At 72.7% G+C, this 14,001-nt stretch carries 13 protein-coding genes; 7 read left to right on the forward strand and 6 right to left on the reverse strand.

Going from position 1 to position 14,001, the window contains the following annotated elements; all coding sequences use genetic code 11:
- Positions 1-94 precede the first annotated feature (94 nt).
- Positions 95-814, reverse strand: coding sequence for an ANTAR domain-containing protein (locus tag AB0E78_RS10280; protein WP_361830229.1), 720 nt, complete (start codon positions 812-814; stop codon positions 95-97).
- An 84-nt stretch (positions 815-898) separates the two neighbouring features.
- On the opposite strand from AB0E78_RS10280, the gene AB0E78_RS10285 reads away from it, so the two are divergent.
- Entirely contained in the window at positions 899-2,074 is a 1,176-nt protein-coding gene (locus tag AB0E78_RS10285) for a PAS domain-containing protein (RefSeq protein ID WP_361830230.1), read from the forward strand.
- Positions 2,075-2,080: 6 nt separating this feature from the next.
- On the opposite strand, the gene AB0E78_RS10290 is transcribed toward AB0E78_RS10285, so the two are convergent.
- Positions 2,081-2,878 carry an RNA polymerase sigma factor SigF gene (locus tag AB0E78_RS10290; RefSeq protein ID WP_361830231.1) on the reverse strand — a complete coding sequence of 266 codons (798 nt, stop codon included), beginning with the start codon at positions 2,876-2,878 and terminating at the stop codon, positions 2,081-2,083.
- Between the two features lie 302 nt (positions 2,879-3,180).
- On the opposite strand from AB0E78_RS10290, the gene AB0E78_RS10295 reads away from it, so the two are divergent.
- Entirely contained in the window at positions 3,181-3,552 is a 372-nt protein-coding gene (locus tag AB0E78_RS10295) for a CBS domain-containing protein (RefSeq protein ID WP_361830232.1), read from the forward strand.
- Positions 3,553-3,923: 371 nt separating this feature from the next.
- Here the strand turns inward: AB0E78_RS10295 and AB0E78_RS10300 are convergent, their stop codons facing one another.
- Genes AB0E78_RS10300 through AB0E78_RS10310 form a run of 3 tightly spaced genes read right to left on the reverse strand, consistent with a single transcriptional unit; the run spans position 3,924 to position 7,224 of the window.
- On the reverse strand, positions 3,924-4,916 hold the full coding sequence (locus AB0E78_RS10300; RefSeq protein ID WP_361830233.1) for an AraC family transcriptional regulator: 993 nt from the start codon (positions 4,914-4,916) through the stop codon (positions 3,924-3,926).
- Positions 4,917-4,960: 44 nt separating this feature from the next.
- A complete protein-coding gene (locus AB0E78_RS10305; protein WP_361830235.1) occupies positions 4,961-5,572 on the reverse strand; it encodes a TIGR03086 family metal-binding protein in 612 nt (203 codons plus the stop codon).
- Between the two features lie 32 nt (positions 5,573-5,604).
- Positions 5,605-7,224, reverse strand: a complete 1,620-nt coding sequence (locus AB0E78_RS10310; RefSeq protein ID WP_361830237.1) for an ATP-binding cassette domain-containing protein — start codon at positions 7,222-7,224, stop codon at positions 5,605-5,607.
- 142 nt (positions 7,225-7,366) lie between these two features.
- Here AB0E78_RS10310 and AB0E78_RS10315 point away from each other — a divergent pair, with 142 nt between their 5' ends.
- From AB0E78_RS10315 to AB0E78_RS10330, 4 genes are all read left to right on the forward strand, one after another.
- Complete coding sequence (locus AB0E78_RS10315; protein ID WP_361830238.1) at positions 7,367-8,827, forward strand: phosphatase PAP2 family protein; 1,461 nt, start codon at positions 7,367-7,369, stop codon at positions 8,825-8,827.
- A 92-nt stretch (positions 8,828-8,919) separates the two neighbouring features.
- Positions 8,920-9,738 (forward strand): methyltransferase domain-containing protein, encoded by an 819-nt coding sequence (locus AB0E78_RS10320; protein WP_361830239.1) that lies wholly within the window; start codon positions 8,920-8,922, stop codon positions 9,736-9,738.
- Between the two features lie 109 nt (positions 9,739-9,847).
- Positions 9,848-10,018, forward strand: a complete 171-nt coding sequence (locus AB0E78_RS10325; protein ID WP_361830241.1) for a hydrophobic protein — start codon at positions 9,848-9,850, stop codon at positions 10,016-10,018.
- Between the two features lie 220 nt (positions 10,019-10,238).
- Positions 10,239-10,754 (forward strand): hypothetical protein, encoded by a 516-nt coding sequence (locus AB0E78_RS10330; protein ID WP_361830242.1) that lies wholly within the window; start codon positions 10,239-10,241, stop codon positions 10,752-10,754.
- 6 nt (positions 10,755-10,760) lie between these two features.
- On the opposite strand, the gene AB0E78_RS10335 is transcribed toward AB0E78_RS10330, so the two are convergent.
- Positions 10,761-12,608 carry a transketolase gene (locus AB0E78_RS10335; protein ID WP_361830243.1) on the reverse strand — a complete coding sequence of 616 codons (1,848 nt, stop codon included), beginning with the start codon at positions 12,606-12,608 and terminating at the stop codon, positions 10,761-10,763.
- 273 nt (positions 12,609-12,881) lie between these two features.
- Between AB0E78_RS10335 and AB0E78_RS10340 the strand changes: the two genes are divergently transcribed.
- Positions 12,882-13,982, forward strand: coding sequence for an enolase C-terminal domain-like protein (locus AB0E78_RS10340; protein ID WP_361830244.1), 1,101 nt, complete (start codon positions 12,882-12,884; stop codon positions 13,980-13,982).
- Positions 13,983-14,001 lie beyond the last annotated feature (19 nt).

Here is a 14,001-nt window from a genome sequence, read left to right on the forward strand (position 1 = left end):
CGCGCGCGGGGGCCTCCGGCCGGGTGGTTTCTCTCCCTGGGTCCTGCACCCTCAGGCCGGGTCCTGCACCCTCAGGGCCCTCAGGGGAGCGCGGTCAGTCTTCGGCGGCCAGCCCCGCCAGTTCTCGCTCAAGACCCTTGCCCCGCGTCTCCACCACCGCCGACGCGACGTCGGCCAGCTTGCGGTTCGTGGTCTGGGAGATGCGGCGCAGGACGGTGAAGGCCTTGTCCACGTCGCAGGTCAGGACGTGCATGACGATGCCGCAGGCCTGGTCGACCACGGGGCGGGTGCGCAGGGCCGTGCCGAGGTGGTCCAGTTCGGTGAGGGCCGCGCGGTAGCGGCGGTCGCGGACCAGGCCCGTCGTGGCGAGGTCGCCCAGCGCCTGGGCGGGGCCGTGCCGGACGTCGTCCAGCGCGCCGGGGCGGAAGCTGAACAGCGTCAGGGTGACCGTGAGCCCCGCGCGCTGGAAGGGGAGCGTGATGCTGGAGCGCACGCCGGAGTCCAGCGCCATGGCGCGGTACTCGGGCCACCGTTCGTCCCGGAGAAGGTCACGGGTCTCCACCGGCGCACCGCGCTCCTGCGCCGCCGGGATGGGCCCGTCGCCCGAGCGCAGCTGGACGGAGACGAGACCGGCGAGGTCGGGGTGGGTCACCGAAGCGGGGTGTTCACCACCGCCCTCCGATACGGTCGTGCCCGCGCCGCAGCACGCGGTGGTGCAGCGCACGGCGTGTTCCGCCAGCTCCGACAGCCTGCGGCCCGGCAGAGCGGACTCGGGTCCCGCCAGGTCGAGGTCCGGTTCCGGTATGAGGGGCATGGTGGTTTCCTCCTCCTCTGCCTCCTCTGATCCGCCTTCCCGCGACTCCCCCCGGAAAACGACCGCACCGGCTACGTTCTGCACATGGCCCAAATGGAGGAGTTCGGTGAAGAGATTGCGGATTTCGTGCGCCGCGTCGCCGAGTTGAAGTCGGCACGCTCCGTTCCGACGGATGACCTCGGCACGGTGCTCGACGCGGCGATCTTCGAACTCGACCATGTCGCCGACCAGTTGAGGCCGCTCTACGAACGGCTCGCCGCCGAGGGCCACTTGGGAAGCGGTGCGCCCGACCGGGACGAGCAGCGGCTCCTGCGGGCCCTGTTCCAACGGCTCCCCCTGCCCGTGGCCCTGGTCGACCGGGAGTCGGTGGTCCGGCGGATGAACTTCGCCGCGACCGGCTTCACGGGTGCACGCGCGGGCTACGCCACCGGCAGACCGCTGACCGGATTCCTGCTGCACGCGGACCGGGTCGCGTTCCGTTCGCAGACCGCCGCGGTCGCACGCGGCGAGGGGGACCGCAGCCTCACCGTCCATCTCCAGCGCGACCCGCATCTCCCGGTCCGCGCGACGCTCACCGCGCTGCGGCCCGGCACCGAACCGCGCACGGCGGTCCTGGTGGTGCTTCAGCCGGGCACGCGGCCCGCGGGTTCACAGGCGTCACGCGTCTCGCGCGTGTCGCACCACGAAGCCTTTCACCCTCCCGGCCCAGACCTCGGCGAGGCGACCCGGCACGCGGCCCGCATCGACCTCGCGGACGCCATGACCACCGCCCTCCTGACGGCTCCCGCCGGGGACCGCGCGGCCGTGCTCGCACGGGCGGCCGGCGTCCTGCACCCGCGGTTCGCCGACTGGGTGATCGCCGACGAGGGGGCCGCGCGACCGTGGCGTACGACCGTGCTGGGACCGAAGGACGCGCCGGTCGGCGACGTCCTCGCACAGACGCCCGCCGCGTGCCCCCTCGTGGTCGAGGCGGCACGCGGCGGGGCGCCCGTGCTCCAGGTCCGTCCGGAGGACCCGGAGTCCTTCGGCCGGGACACGTCCGGCGCGCCCGTCCTCGTGCGCGCACAGGTGACGTCCCTGCTGTGCGTGCCGCTGAGGGGACGCTCGGACGGGCCGGTGGAAGGCGTCCTCACGCTGTTCAGAAGCGGGGCGCGACTCGCCTTCTCGATGGCCGAGGCCCAGACCGTCGACGTGATGTCCCGCCACATCGCGCTGGCCATGACCCGGCACACGAGCCGGGGGACCACCGCCAGGAGCTAGCGGACACTAGGCGGCGTCCTGCATGACCTCGTCGCGCAGCCGGTCGCAGCAGCGGCTGATCAGACGCGAGACGTGCATCTGGGAGATGCCGAGCTGATCGGCGATGCGGCTCTGCGTCATGTCGCCGAAGAACCGCATGTAGAGGATGTCGCGCTCCCGCTCGGGCAGCGCGGCGATGCGCGGCTTGACGGCCTCGCGGTCGATGACGACATCGAGTGCGGGGTCGGGCGCGCCCAGTGCGTCGCGCAGCGCGTATCCGTCCTCGCTGCCCGGCAGTTCGGCGTCGAGGGAGAGAGCGGTGAAGCTGTCGAGCGCCTCGAGACCGGCGGCCGCGTCCTCCTGGGAGAGCTGCGCCTTCTCGGCGATCTCGGCGAGGGTCGGCGCACGCCCGGGGACGGTCTGGGTCAGTTCCTGGCGGGCGAACCGCACCCGGTTGCGCAGGTCCTGCACCCGGCGCGGCACATGGAGGGTCCACATGTGGTCGCGGAAGTGGCGCTTGATCTCGCCGGTGACGGTCGGCACGGCATAGCTCTCGAAGGCGCTGCCGCGCTCGGGGTCGTAGCGGTCGACGGCCTTGACCAGGCCGAGGGCCGCCACCTGGCGCAGGTCGTCCAGCGCCTCGCCGCGGTTGCGGAACCGGCCCGCGAGCCGCTCCGCCATCGGCAGCCAGGCCTTGACCAACTCCTGTCGCAGTGCGTCGCGTTCGGGCCCGTGCGGCATCTCGGTGAGCCTGCGGAAAGCGGCGGCGGTGTCGGGGGCGTCGTCGTGCGGGTGGCGCTTCGTCTGTCGCGCGTCGGGTCGCATGATGCGTCGCAACTCCCTTGTGGGTGCCTTGGGTTGAAGAGTCACCGTGGGATGCGCGCGAGACCGCGACGGGGCACACCCGGGGTCAGCTCAAACGGCTCCCACGGACGTGCCTCCGGTCCGAAGCACTGTCTACTTCGCCTGCCCCCGGGTCCGGGAGGCAAACACATGTGCGTCATGGCGCCGGGCCATGACCCCTCCGCCCCGAGTCCCCCCACTCCTTCGGGGCAAACCCGCATGGACCGGCCCCACACGGGTACTGCGGCGGAAGCACTCACCCCCCGCATGGAAGGGCCCCAACCATGGCTGTTGTCGTAAGGGACGTCATGACACCGGGCGTCGCGGCGGTAGGCCCCGATGCCTCACTGGTGGAGGCGGCGCAGGTGATGCGCGCCCAGGACATCGGTCACGTACTGGTGGCCACGGCCGGCCGGGTGGTCGGCGTGCTCACCGACCGGGACATCACGCTGCGAGCCGTCGCCGACGGCGCCGATCCGCTGACCGTCAGCGCGCAGGCCATCTGCACCCCGAACCCGGTGATGGTCACGCCCGACGACGCGGTGTCATCGGCGGTCAGCCTGATGCTGGAGTACGCCGTGCGCAGGCTGCCCGTCGTCGAGGACGGCCAGCCGGTGGGCATGGTGACCCTCCGGGATGTCGCCGCGTCCGACTGAGGCCGAGGCACCTCGCACCACGGCGGCGTGCGCCGCGACGGCTGCCCCCGGCCCTCGGCCGGGCGGGGGCCCGGCCCGGTCCGGAGGGAGCGGGTCCGGTTGCACGGGTGGTGCAGGGGGAGCGACCGGACCCGCGGCGCGGGCCCGGCCCGGCCTGAGGCCGGGCCGGATCATCCCCGGCGGTCCGTCACGGTCGTACCCCTGGGGCGGGTTGAGGACCCGTGGGCAGCGACCGGCCCAGCCGGTGACAGGTGAAACGATAAATCAGCGATCCGGTGGTCACGATCCGCTGAGCGCGGCCAGTGTCCGCATAACGCACGGTCCGATGGACGCCCAGTCAGGACGATGCGAGCTCCGCGCGACGCGGGGGTTCAGGACCGCAGCGTCTGGGACGGCAACTCCCCGAACCGGGCGTGATACTGCTCGGCGAACCTCCCCAGATGGCTGAATCCCCACCGGTAGGCCACCTCGCTCACACTGACCTCACCGGGCTCCGCCGCCCGCAGTTCGTCGCGCACGCGGGTCAGCCGTACGTCCCGTACGTACGCCATGGGGGACATGCCGACGTAGCGGCGGAACGCCTCCTGGAGCCAGCGCACCCCGACCCGCGCCTCGGCGGCCAGACCGGCGGGCGTGAAGGGGTACTCGGGCTGTTCCCTGACCGCGTCCATCGCGCGTTTCACGGGGGCCGGGCGCAACTTCTGTGCCGGAGAGATGAGTTCGTCGCGGTAGGGGTGTTCGACTGCCAGCAGCAGTCCGTTCAGTATCGCCTCCTGGAGGGGCGCGGAGACCAGGGGCACGGTGTAGAGCGACGCCATGTCCGCAGGCCCGCCGGGCTCCTCGCGCAGGTCCTCGATGACCGTGGTGACGAGCCGGGCCCAACTGCGGCCGGCGCCGCGGGTGGTGTCCAGTTCGGGGGCGAGGGTCAGCGGGCCTCGGACGGGCCGCCCGAGGAGCTGCTCCAGGCGCTGGTCGAGCGCCTCCCGGTCCATCTTCACCGCGAGGACCCGGCAGTCGCCGGTCCACCGCTCCACCACCGTGTCGCCGACGGGCTGGAACACCCCGGCACGCTCCGCCGTCGCGACGGTGCTCGCGCCGCCGCCCTGCCGGAAGCGCATGGACCCACCGAGCAGTACGTTCACGTGGTACGCGCCCAGTTCGCCGACCCGCATCCGCACGTCGGCGCCGCAGCTGAGCTCGCCGACGGTGAGCGCACCGAGCTGCCCGACGTCGAACTCGGCCCGGAAGGTGTGCGACCCGTCGAGCACATCCATGAAATTGCTGTAGAACGTGGCACCGATGATCTTCCGCGCCTCGTCCACGTCCGCGGTCCTGAAGGACGTCCTCAGCGTCTCAGCACTCACGCGTGACCACCCGCTCCCCCGACATCACTCGCGCTCCCCCGCGGCTACACCCGGCGCCCCAGCAGACTCAGCAGCTTCGTCTGCGCGTCGGCGTCCTGCGACGGTTCCACCGCGGGGGCGAAGAGCCCGGTCTTCGCCAGGTCCGCAGCGTACGGCTTGATTTCCCGTGCGGAAAAGGCGACGAGGTCATCCGGAAGCTTTTCGTCCGCGCCGATCGCCCGGGAGAGGTCCCAGGCGTGCACGACGAGGTCGCTGATCATCTGGCCGCAGTAGAAGTCGGCCCCGGTGTCGCCGAAGGAGAGGTGGACCGTGCGGTCGACGGCGCCCGGCTCGCGGAACGCCTCCCGGGACGCGGCAGCCGCCGTGTCCCAGGACGCGACCGGGTCGGGCCCGAGCATGTCGCCGTCGAAGGCGTCGCCGACGGAGTCGATGGTGGCGCCGTCACGGACCAGCGAGGGCACCCAGAGCTGCTCGGCGGTGAGGTGGTTGAGGAGGTCGCGCACGGACCAGTCGGCGCACGGCGTCGGCGCGTCCCACTGATCGGCACCGACCGCGTGCACCCGGTCGGTGAACAGGTCGAGCGCGGCGGCGTGCCGGGCGAGGAGCGGGTGGGCCGCGGGGTCGGACGGGCCCGGTGTGCCAGTCGTTTCTGCCATGCCCGCCATTGTCCTCCTGGAGCCAGGAGCCGCTAGCGCTTCCGCTCGACGCGCCGCTCGTCCCACACCGGCTCGGGCGTCTCGCGCACGAGACCGTCGCTGCCGAAGACGAGATAGCGGTCGAAGGAGCGGGCGAACCAGCGGTCGTGCGTCACGGCGAGCACCGTTCCCTCGTACGCCTCGAGGCCTTCCTGGAGGGCCTCGGCCGATTCCAGGTCGAGGTTGTCGGTGGGCTCGTCGAGCAGCAGGGCGGTGGAGCCCTCCAGCTCCAGGAGCAGGATCTGGAAGCGGGCCTGCTGGCCGCCCGAGAGCCGCTCGAAGCGCTGCTCGGCCTGCCCGGTGAGCTCGTACCTGCGCAGCCGCGACATCGCGGGCCCCTTGGCCTGGGCGTGCTCGCGCCACAGGATGTCCAGGAGCGTGCGGCCGAAGAGCTCGGGGTGGGCGTGGGTCTGCGCGAAGTGTCCCGCCACGACGCGCGCGCCGAGCTTCCAGTCGCCGGTGTGCGTGACGTCGCCGCCGGCGAGGAGGCGCAGGAAGTGCGACTTGCCGGAGCCGTTCGAGCCGAGGACGGCGACCCGCTCGCCGTAGAAGACCTCCAGGTCGAAGGGTTTCATCAGGCCGGTCAGCTCAAGACCCTTGCAGGTGATGGCCCGGATGCCGGTCCGCCCGCCCTGCAGCCGCATGGTGATGTCCTGCTCGCGCGGCGGCTCGGGCGGCGGCCCCGCCTCCTCGAACTTGCGGAGACGGGTCTGCGCGGCGGCGTACCGCGAGGCCAACTCATGGCTGATGGATGCGGCCTGCCGCAGGCTGAGCACCAGCTTCTTGAGCTGAGCGTGCTTCTCGTCCCAGCGCCTGCGCAGCTCCTCGAAGCGCGCGAAGCGCTCCTTGCGCGCCTCGTGGAAGGTGGAGAAGCCGCCGCCGTGCACCCAGGCGTCGGCGCCCGCGGGCCCCGGCTCGACGCTGACGATCTTCTCGGCGGCGCGGGCGAGCAGCTCGCGGTCGTGCGACACGAAGAGGACGGTCTTGCGCGTCTCCTTGAGCTTCTCCTCCAGCCAGCGCTTGCCGGGGACGTCGAGGTAGTTGTCCGGTTCGTCCAGGAGCAGCACCTCGTCGCCGCCGCGCAGCAGGGCTTCGAGCACGAGGCGCTTCTGCTCACCGCCGGAGAGCGTGCGGACCTCGCGGAACTGCGCCTTGTCGTACGGGATGCCGAGCGCGGCCGTGGTGCACATGTCCCAGAGCGTCTCGGCCTCGTAGCCGTGCGCCTCGGCCCAGTCGGAGAGCGCCTGGGCGTACTGGAGCTGGGCGGACTCGTCGTCGACGGTCATGATCAGGTGCTCGGCGACGTCCACGGCCTTCGCGGTCTCGCGGATGCGGGAATTCGACACGGAGACGAGCAGGTCGCGCACGGTCGTCTCGTCGCGCACGGAGCCCACGAACTGCGGCATGACGCCGAGGCCGCCACTGACGGTGACGGTGCCGCCGTGGGGCTGGATCTCGCCCGAGATCAGGCGGAGCAGGGTGGTCTTGCCCGCGCCGTTCGCCCCGACGAGGGCGACGATGGCGCCCTCGCCGACACGGAAGGAGACATCGCCGAGCAGGGCTCGGCCGTCCGGCAGGTAGTACTCGATGTGCGCGGCTTCCAGATGTCCCATGCGGGGGATTCTCCGTGGCGGGTGCCGATTGCCGCAAATGCGTTTCGCCCGGCTCCGTCCGGCCCTCGCACCCCGTGGCCGGTTTCTTGCCCTGCCCGGCGGCAGGGGAAAGGAAGCCGCTCTGCGGGGTACCCGCGCCCCCATGCCTCTGCGAACGCGTCTCATCGCCCTGGACCATCGCACCTTCGCCGCCGTCGCCAACCGGCACTGGCCGGGCGGCGACCGTTTCCTGCCCCGGCTGAGCCGCAGCGCGAACCACGGTCTCCTGTGGTTCGGGGTGGCCGCCGGGATCGCGGCGACCCGCACTCCGCGGGCCCGGCGTGCCGCGCTGCGCGGGACCGCGTCGCTCTCGCTCGCCTCGGCCACCATCAACACCCTCGGCAAGCGCTCGGTGCGCCGGGCCAGGCCGATGCTCGACGGGGTGCCGCTGATGCGGCAGCTCAAGCGTCAGCCCATCACCACGTCCTTCCCTTCGGGGCACTCCGCGTCGGCCGCCGCGTTCGCCACCGGGGTCGCGCTGGAGTCGCGGGGCTGGGGCGCGGGCGTCGCGCCGGTCGCGGGCGCGGTCGCGCTGTCCCGCGTCTACACCGGCGTGCACTTCCCGAGCGACGTCCTGGCGGGGGCGGCGCTCGGCGCGGGCGCGGCCTTCGCCGTGCGCGGCATGGTCCCGACCCGGGATCTGCTGCCGCCGCCGGGCAGGCCCCGCGTCGACGCCCCCGCGCTGCCCGGCGGCAAGGGCCTGGTCCTGGTGGTCAACTCCGCCGCCCGCGCCCCCGGACGTGCCCAGGCGCTGCGCGAGGCCCTGCCGCTCGCCGAGGTCGTGGAGTGTGGACCGGACCGCCTCGATGCGGAGTTGGAGAGTGCCGCCGCGCGGGCCCGGGTGCTCGGCGTGTGCGGCGGGGACGGCACCGCCAACGCGGCCGTTCCCGCCGCCCTGCGGCACCGGCTGCCGCTCGCGGTCCTGCCGGGCGGCGCGCTCAACCACTTCGCGTACGACATCGGGGTCGAGGACCCGCGCGATCTCTGCCGGGCGGTCGAGGCGGGGGACGCGATCGCCGTGGACGTCGGGCGTTTCAGCGATGGGACCGGTGGCCCGCAGGGGTACTTCCTCAACAGCTTCAGTCTCGGCGTCTACCCCGAGCTCGTGCGGCTGCGGGACCGCTGGGCCCACCGCATCGGCGGCCGGGCCGCGGCGGTCCTTGCGGCCGTCCGGCTGCTGCGCTCCGACCGGCAGCCGCTGAGCGCCGAATTCCGCGGCAGGCAGCGGGGCTTGTGGCTGCTGTTCGTGGGCAACGGCGTCCATCACCGGCTCGGGTTCACGCCCGGGCGCAGGCTCGACCTGGCCGACGGACTGCTCGACGTACGCATCGTGCACGGGGGCCGCAGGCCGGGTTCACGGCTGCTCGCCGCGGCGCTCGCGGGGCCGCTGACGCGCTCGCCGGCGCAGGCCGCCGCGCACCTGCCCAGGCTGCGGGTGGACGGTCTGGAGCCCGGGACGGTGGTGTCGTACGACGGTGAAGAGACCGTCGCGCAGGGCGGGTTGACCGTCGACAAGCTGCCCGAGGCACTGACCGTGTACCGCCCCTTCCCGGCAGCCCACTGACCACATAGTGATACGTGGGTCTCATTATTCGACATGACGGCGTAGCGTTCCGACTACCGCAGCAAGCGGCAGCGAACGAAGGAGTTCCCGTCATGCCGGAGGAGACCGCCGTCTACACGCACGGACACCACGAGTCCGTGCTGCGCTCCCACACCTGGCGCACCGTCGCCAACTCGGCCGCCTATCTCGCCGACGCGGTCAAGCCCCACATGCGCGTCCTCGACATCGGCTGCGGTCCCGGCACCATCACCGCAGACCTGGCCGCGCTCGTCCCCGACGGCCATGTCACGGGCGTCGACCACGCGCCCGGAATCCTGGACCAGGCCCGTGCGACGGCGGCCGAACGCGGCCTGGACAACGTGGAGTTCGCCGTCGCCGACGTGCACGCCCTGGACTACCCGGACGACTCCTTCTGCGTCGTCCACGCCCATCAGGTGCTCCAGCACGTCGGTGACCCGGTGCGCGCCCTGAGCGAGATGCGGCGCGTCTGCGCGCCGGGCGGCATCGTCGCCGCCCGTGACGCGGACTACTCGGCGATGGCGTGGTACCCGAAGCCCCCCGCCATGGACGACTGGCTCGATCTGTACCGGCGGGTGGCCCGCGCCAACGGCGGTGAGCCGGACGCGGGCAGCCGCCTCAAGTCCTGGGCGCTGAAGGCGGGTTTCGACGACATCACTGACATCACCGCGAGCGCGAGCACCTGGTGCTACAGCTCGGCGGAGGAGCGCGCGTGGTGGAGCGGACTCTGGGCGGACCGCACGGTCGCCTCCGGCTACGCCGACCGGGCCGTGCAGAGCGGGCATGCCGACGCCGGTGAACTGCGGGCGATCGCCGACGCGTGGCGGGAGTGGGGAGCGCAGGAGGACGGCTGGTTCGCCGTACTGCACGGAGAGATCCTGTGCCGTAAGTGACGCGGGGCGCCGCACGCTCGCGTGGCGTCGCACACAGTCGTACGCAGATGCGCGCTTCGCTGCTTAGAGCGGCCGGTCGGGGATACCCGGAGCAGCAGGAGGTAAGACAATGGTTCCTATTCTGCTGGTCCTTCTGCTGGCCCTGCTGCTCTTCGGCGCGGGCTTCGCCGTGAAGATCCTCTGGTGGATCGCCGTCGCCGTGCTCGTCATCTGGCTCGTCGGGTTCCTGATGCGCAGCACGACGGCCTCCGGGACACGGTCCCGCTGGTACCGGTGGTAGCCGCCCACCAGCGGTAGCCGTACTCGGAACCCGGAAGTCCCCGAGCCCGCGGGCTCGGGGACTTCCGTCTGTACGGAGCCGTACGTGGGGTTTCTTTCAGGCCGCGCAGGGGTGCTGACGACACCTGAGGACGGGGGCTGATGGGCGTGCCCGGAGCCGCCCGCGCCGGAAGGATTCAGGGCGAGGGTTCAGGGCGGACCCGAAGTGAGCGAGGCGCACCATGGCGAACGGCACGCAGAGACGACCCCTTCCCTCCTCCCGGTCCAGCGGCGGTGAGACCTCCGCTCCCCCGCCCGTCCACGCCGCGTTCGCGCTCTGGATCACCGCGGTCGTGGCGGGCTTCTTCGAGACGGTGCTCATGGTCGGCAGACTGGTCTCGGAGGGCGACACGTCCGCCGGGGAGCTGGCCGGCGGCCTGCTGCTGCGGATGGCCGTGTTCTCCGCGGCCGTCCTGGTCGCCGTCCAGCTGCGGCGGGGCAGGAACTGGGCGCGTCTGACGCTCGCCGTGGGGCTCGGCGTCCTCGGCACGCTGTCCCTGGTGGTCGAACCCCTCCGGTGGCTGGCCGACGGCCACGGCCCGGGGGACGCCTTCCGGGATCTGAGGGTGGTGGACGTGCTGTTCGGCGCGAGCCGCGTGCTGCATCTGAGCGCGGTGCTCACGGCGACGGTCCTGATGTTCCGGCCCACCGCCAACGCCTGGTTCAGGGCGCGGTCCACGGCGGCCGGGCGGCCCTGACCGGGGTCACCGCACGACCGCCTGCTCCACGAGCAGCCGCGCGGCCGCCGCGATGGACTCGGCGTCGATGCCTGCCGCGTGCAGTTGTTCGTCGGGGGACGCGGATCCCGGCATGGTGTTCACCGCGAGCCGCACCATGCGCGGCACCGGACCCCCGTCGCTGAACGCCTCGGCGACGGCGTCACCGATGCCGCCCTCCGGCCGGTGGTCCTCGACGGTGAGCAGGCAGCCGGTGCGCTCGGCGGCGGCGCGCAGGGTGGCGCGGTCGACGGGCTTGACCGAGTACAGGTCGATGACCCGCACCTGGATGCCCTCGCGGTCGAGGTACTCGGCCGCGGTCAGCGCCTCGTGCACGGTCACGCCTGCCGCGACCACCGTGAGCCGGTCGACGTCGGAGGAGCGCAGGACCTTGGAACCGCCGACGGGGAACTCCTCACCGGGCCCGTAGATGACGGGCGTTTCCCCCCGTGACGTCCGCAGGTACCGCACGCCGTCCAGGTCCGCCATCTGCGCGACGAGCTTCCCCGTCTGGTGGGCGTCGCACGGATACAGGACCGTCGAGCCGTGCACGGAGCGGAACATCGCCAGGTCTTCGAGGCCCATCTGGGACGGCCCGTCCTGACCGATGGCGACGCCGGCGTGGGAACCGACGAGGTTGATGCCGGCGCCGCTGATCGCCGCCATCCGGACGAAGTCGTGGGCGCGGGTGAGGAACGCGGCGAACGTCGACGCGTACGGGACCCAGCCGCGCGCCGCCAACCCCACCGCAGCGGCGACGAGTTGCTGTTCGGCGATGTAGCACTCGAAGAAGCGGTCGGGGTGTTCCTTGGCGAAGTACTCGGTCCGCGTGGAGTCGCCGACCTCCCCGTCGAGGGCCACGACGTCGCCGCGTGCGGTGCCGAGCGCGGCCAGCGCCTGGCCGAAGGCGTTGCGGGTGGCGACGGATTCGCCCACCTCGTGGCGCGGCAGTTCCAGATGGCCGGTGCGCGTCGCGTGCAGCGCCCGCGCGGCGGCGGGCCCGCGCACCTCGACGCGTACGTCGCCCACGCCGCCCAGCTCCTCGACGGCCGCTTCCGCGTCCGGCAGCGGCTTGCCGTGCAGGCCCTCGCGGTCCTCGGCGGCGGCCACGCCCTTGCCCTTGACGGTGCGGGCGAGGACGACCGTGGGCTGCCGGGCGGTGGAGCGGGCCTCCTGGAAGGCGCGGTCGACGGCCTCCAGGTCGTGGCCGTCGGCCTCGACGACATGCCAGCCGAAGGCGGCGAAGCGCCGCGCGTAGGCGTCGAGGTCCCAGCCGTGGCGCGTGGGGCCGCGCTGCCCGAGGCGGTTGACGTCGACGACGGCGGTCAGATTGTCCAGGTGTTCGTGCCCGGCGTGCTCGACGGCCTCCCACAGCGAGCCCTCCGCGAGCTCGCTGTCGCCGCACAGCACCCAGACCCGGTAGGGAATCCGGTCGAGCCGCTTGCCGGAGAGGGCCATGCCCACGCCGACGGGCAGCCCCTGCCCGAGGGACCCGGTGGCGACCTCGACCCACGGGACGCGGCGCGGCGTCGGGTGCCCTTCGAGGCGGCTGCCCTGCTTGCGGAAGGTCAGCAGTTCGGCGTCGGTGACGACTCCGGCCGCTTTGTACGCCGCGTAGAGGAGGGGCGAGGCATGCCCTTTGGAGAGGATGAAGCGGTCGTTGCCGGGATGGTCGGGCCGGTCGAAGTCGTACTGCAGATGGTGTGCGAGGAGCACCGCCATCAGGTCGGCGGCGGACATCGACGAGGTGGGATGCCCTGAGCCTGCGGCAGCTGCGGCCCGGACCGAGTCGACCCGCAACTGCCGTGCGAGCGGGGCGAGTTCGCTGGTGGTCATGGCGGGTCCTCCTTGAGCTGGGCCGTCCGGTTCCGGCGGGTCCGCCGGTCGCGCCGGCCGTCGGTTCCCCGTGTGCGTGACCTCCCGGCGGCCCGGGGACGCGAGACCTCCCGGTTCCCCCTGCCCACCGCGGTCAAACGCCGCCGCGATACGGGCCCGGGACCTGCGCGGGCGCCGTTTGACCGCCGGTCCGGGGGTTACCCGTACACAGACGCGCCGGCGGCCTCCGCCCCTGCGGTCCCCCACCCCCGCACGTGACCCAGGACGGTCCCGATGAAGGACTCAGTGCCCATCGAAAGCCCTGCCATGTCCGCCTACACGGTCCCCGTGGACGCCCCCGAGGCGGACGGCACCTTCGCGTGGGAGACCACGACCATCGTGATCGTCGAGATCACGGCGGGCGACGCGACGGGCACCGGCTGGACCTACGGGCCCGCGTCCACCGTCTCCCTGCTGGCCGAGCAGCTCACCCCCGCCGTCACCGGCCTCGACGCGCTGGACATCCCCGCGGCGCACGCGGCGATGACGAAGGCGGTCCGCAACACCGGCCGCCCCGGCGCCGCTTCGTGTGCCGTCTCGGCGATCGACATCGCCCTGTGGGACCTGAAGGCGCGCCTCCTGGAGGTCCCGCTCGTCCGCCTCCTGGGCGCCGCCCGCGACGAGGTGCCCGTCTACGGGAGCGGGGGCTTCACCACGTACCACGACACGCATCTGGCGGCCCAGCTGAACGGCTGGGTGCACGGTCAGCGCATTCCCCGCGTCAAGATCAAGGTCGGCGAGGCCTGGGGACGGGCAGCTGCCCGTGACGTGCTGCGAGTACGCACCGCGCGTGACGTCATCGGTTCGCAGGCGGAGCTGTACGTCGACGCGAGCGGCGCCTACACCCGCAAGCAGGCGGTCCGGGTGGGCCGGGTGCTCGCCGAGCACGGCGTGGGCTGGTTCGAGGAGCCGGTGCCTTCGGACGACCTGCGGGGGCTCGCCCTGGTGCGGGACGCGCTGGTCTGCGACGTGGCGGCGGGGGCGTACGGCTACGACCTGTCGTACTTCGCGCGGATGATCCCCGCCGTGGACTGCCTCCAGCTGGACGCGACGCGCTGCGGCGGCCTGACCGAGTGGCTGCGGGCCGCCGCCCTCGCGCAGGCGCACGGTATCGAGGTGTCGGCCCGCTGCGCCCCGCACGCGCATGCCGCGGTCGCCGCGTGCGTGCCGAATCTGCGGCACATCGAGTGGCTGCACGACCATGTTCGGATCGAGTCGATGTTCTTCGACGGGGCCCTCGACCCGATGGGCGGCACCGTCCGCCCCGACGGCGGCGTCGGCCACGGCCTGGAGCTGCGGCGCACCGAGGAGGTCGAGGAATACCGGGTCGCGTGAGGGCACCCGGGCCTGCCAC

This window comes from Streptomyces sp. NPDC032198, assembly GCF_040636975.1.
Lineage (GTDB): Bacteria > Actinomycetota > Actinomycetes > Streptomycetales > Streptomycetaceae > Streptomyces.

Excerpts from the sequence above, each read along its gene's own strand:
- AB0E78_RS10280 (WP_361830229.1), bottom strand. The coding sequence starts at position 814 with ATGCCCCTCATACCGGAACCGGACCTCGACCTGGCGGGACCCGAGTCC.
- AB0E78_RS10305 (WP_361830235.1), bottom strand. The coding sequence starts at position 5,572 with ATGGCAGAAACGACTGGCACACCGGGCCCGTCCGACCCCGCGGCCCAC.
- AB0E78_RS10340 (WP_361830244.1), top strand. The coding sequence starts at position 12,882 with ATGAAGGACTCAGTGCCCATCGAAAGCCCTGCCATGTCCGCCTACACG.
- AB0E78_RS10295 (WP_361830232.1), top strand. The coding sequence starts at position 3,181 with ATGGCTGTTGTCGTAAGGGACGTCATGACACCGGGCGTCGCGGCGGTA.
- AB0E78_RS10325 (WP_361830241.1), top strand. The coding sequence starts at position 9,848 with ATGGTTCCTATTCTGCTGGTCCTTCTGCTGGCCCTGCTGCTCTTCGGC.
- AB0E78_RS10330 (WP_361830242.1), top strand. The coding sequence starts at position 10,239 with ATGGCGAACGGCACGCAGAGACGACCCCTTCCCTCCTCCCGGTCCAGC.
- AB0E78_RS10315 (WP_361830238.1), top strand. The coding sequence starts at position 7,367 with ATGCCTCTGCGAACGCGTCTCATCGCCCTGGACCATCGCACCTTCGCC.
- AB0E78_RS10310 (WP_361830237.1), bottom strand. The coding sequence starts at position 7,224 with ATGGGACATCTGGAAGCCGCGCACATCGAGTACTACCTGCCGGACGGC.
- AB0E78_RS10290 (WP_361830231.1), bottom strand. The coding sequence starts at position 2,878 with ATGCGACCCGACGCGCGACAGACGAAGCGCCACCCGCACGACGACGCC.
- AB0E78_RS10285 (WP_361830230.1), top strand. The coding sequence starts at position 899 with ATGGCCCAAATGGAGGAGTTCGGTGAAGAGATTGCGGATTTCGTGCGC.
- AB0E78_RS10320 (WP_361830239.1), top strand. The coding sequence starts at position 8,920 with ATGCCGGAGGAGACCGCCGTCTACACGCACGGACACCACGAGTCCGTG.
- AB0E78_RS10335 (WP_361830243.1), bottom strand. The coding sequence starts at position 12,608 with ATGACCACCAGCGAACTCGCCCCGCTCGCACGGCAGTTGCGGGTCGAC.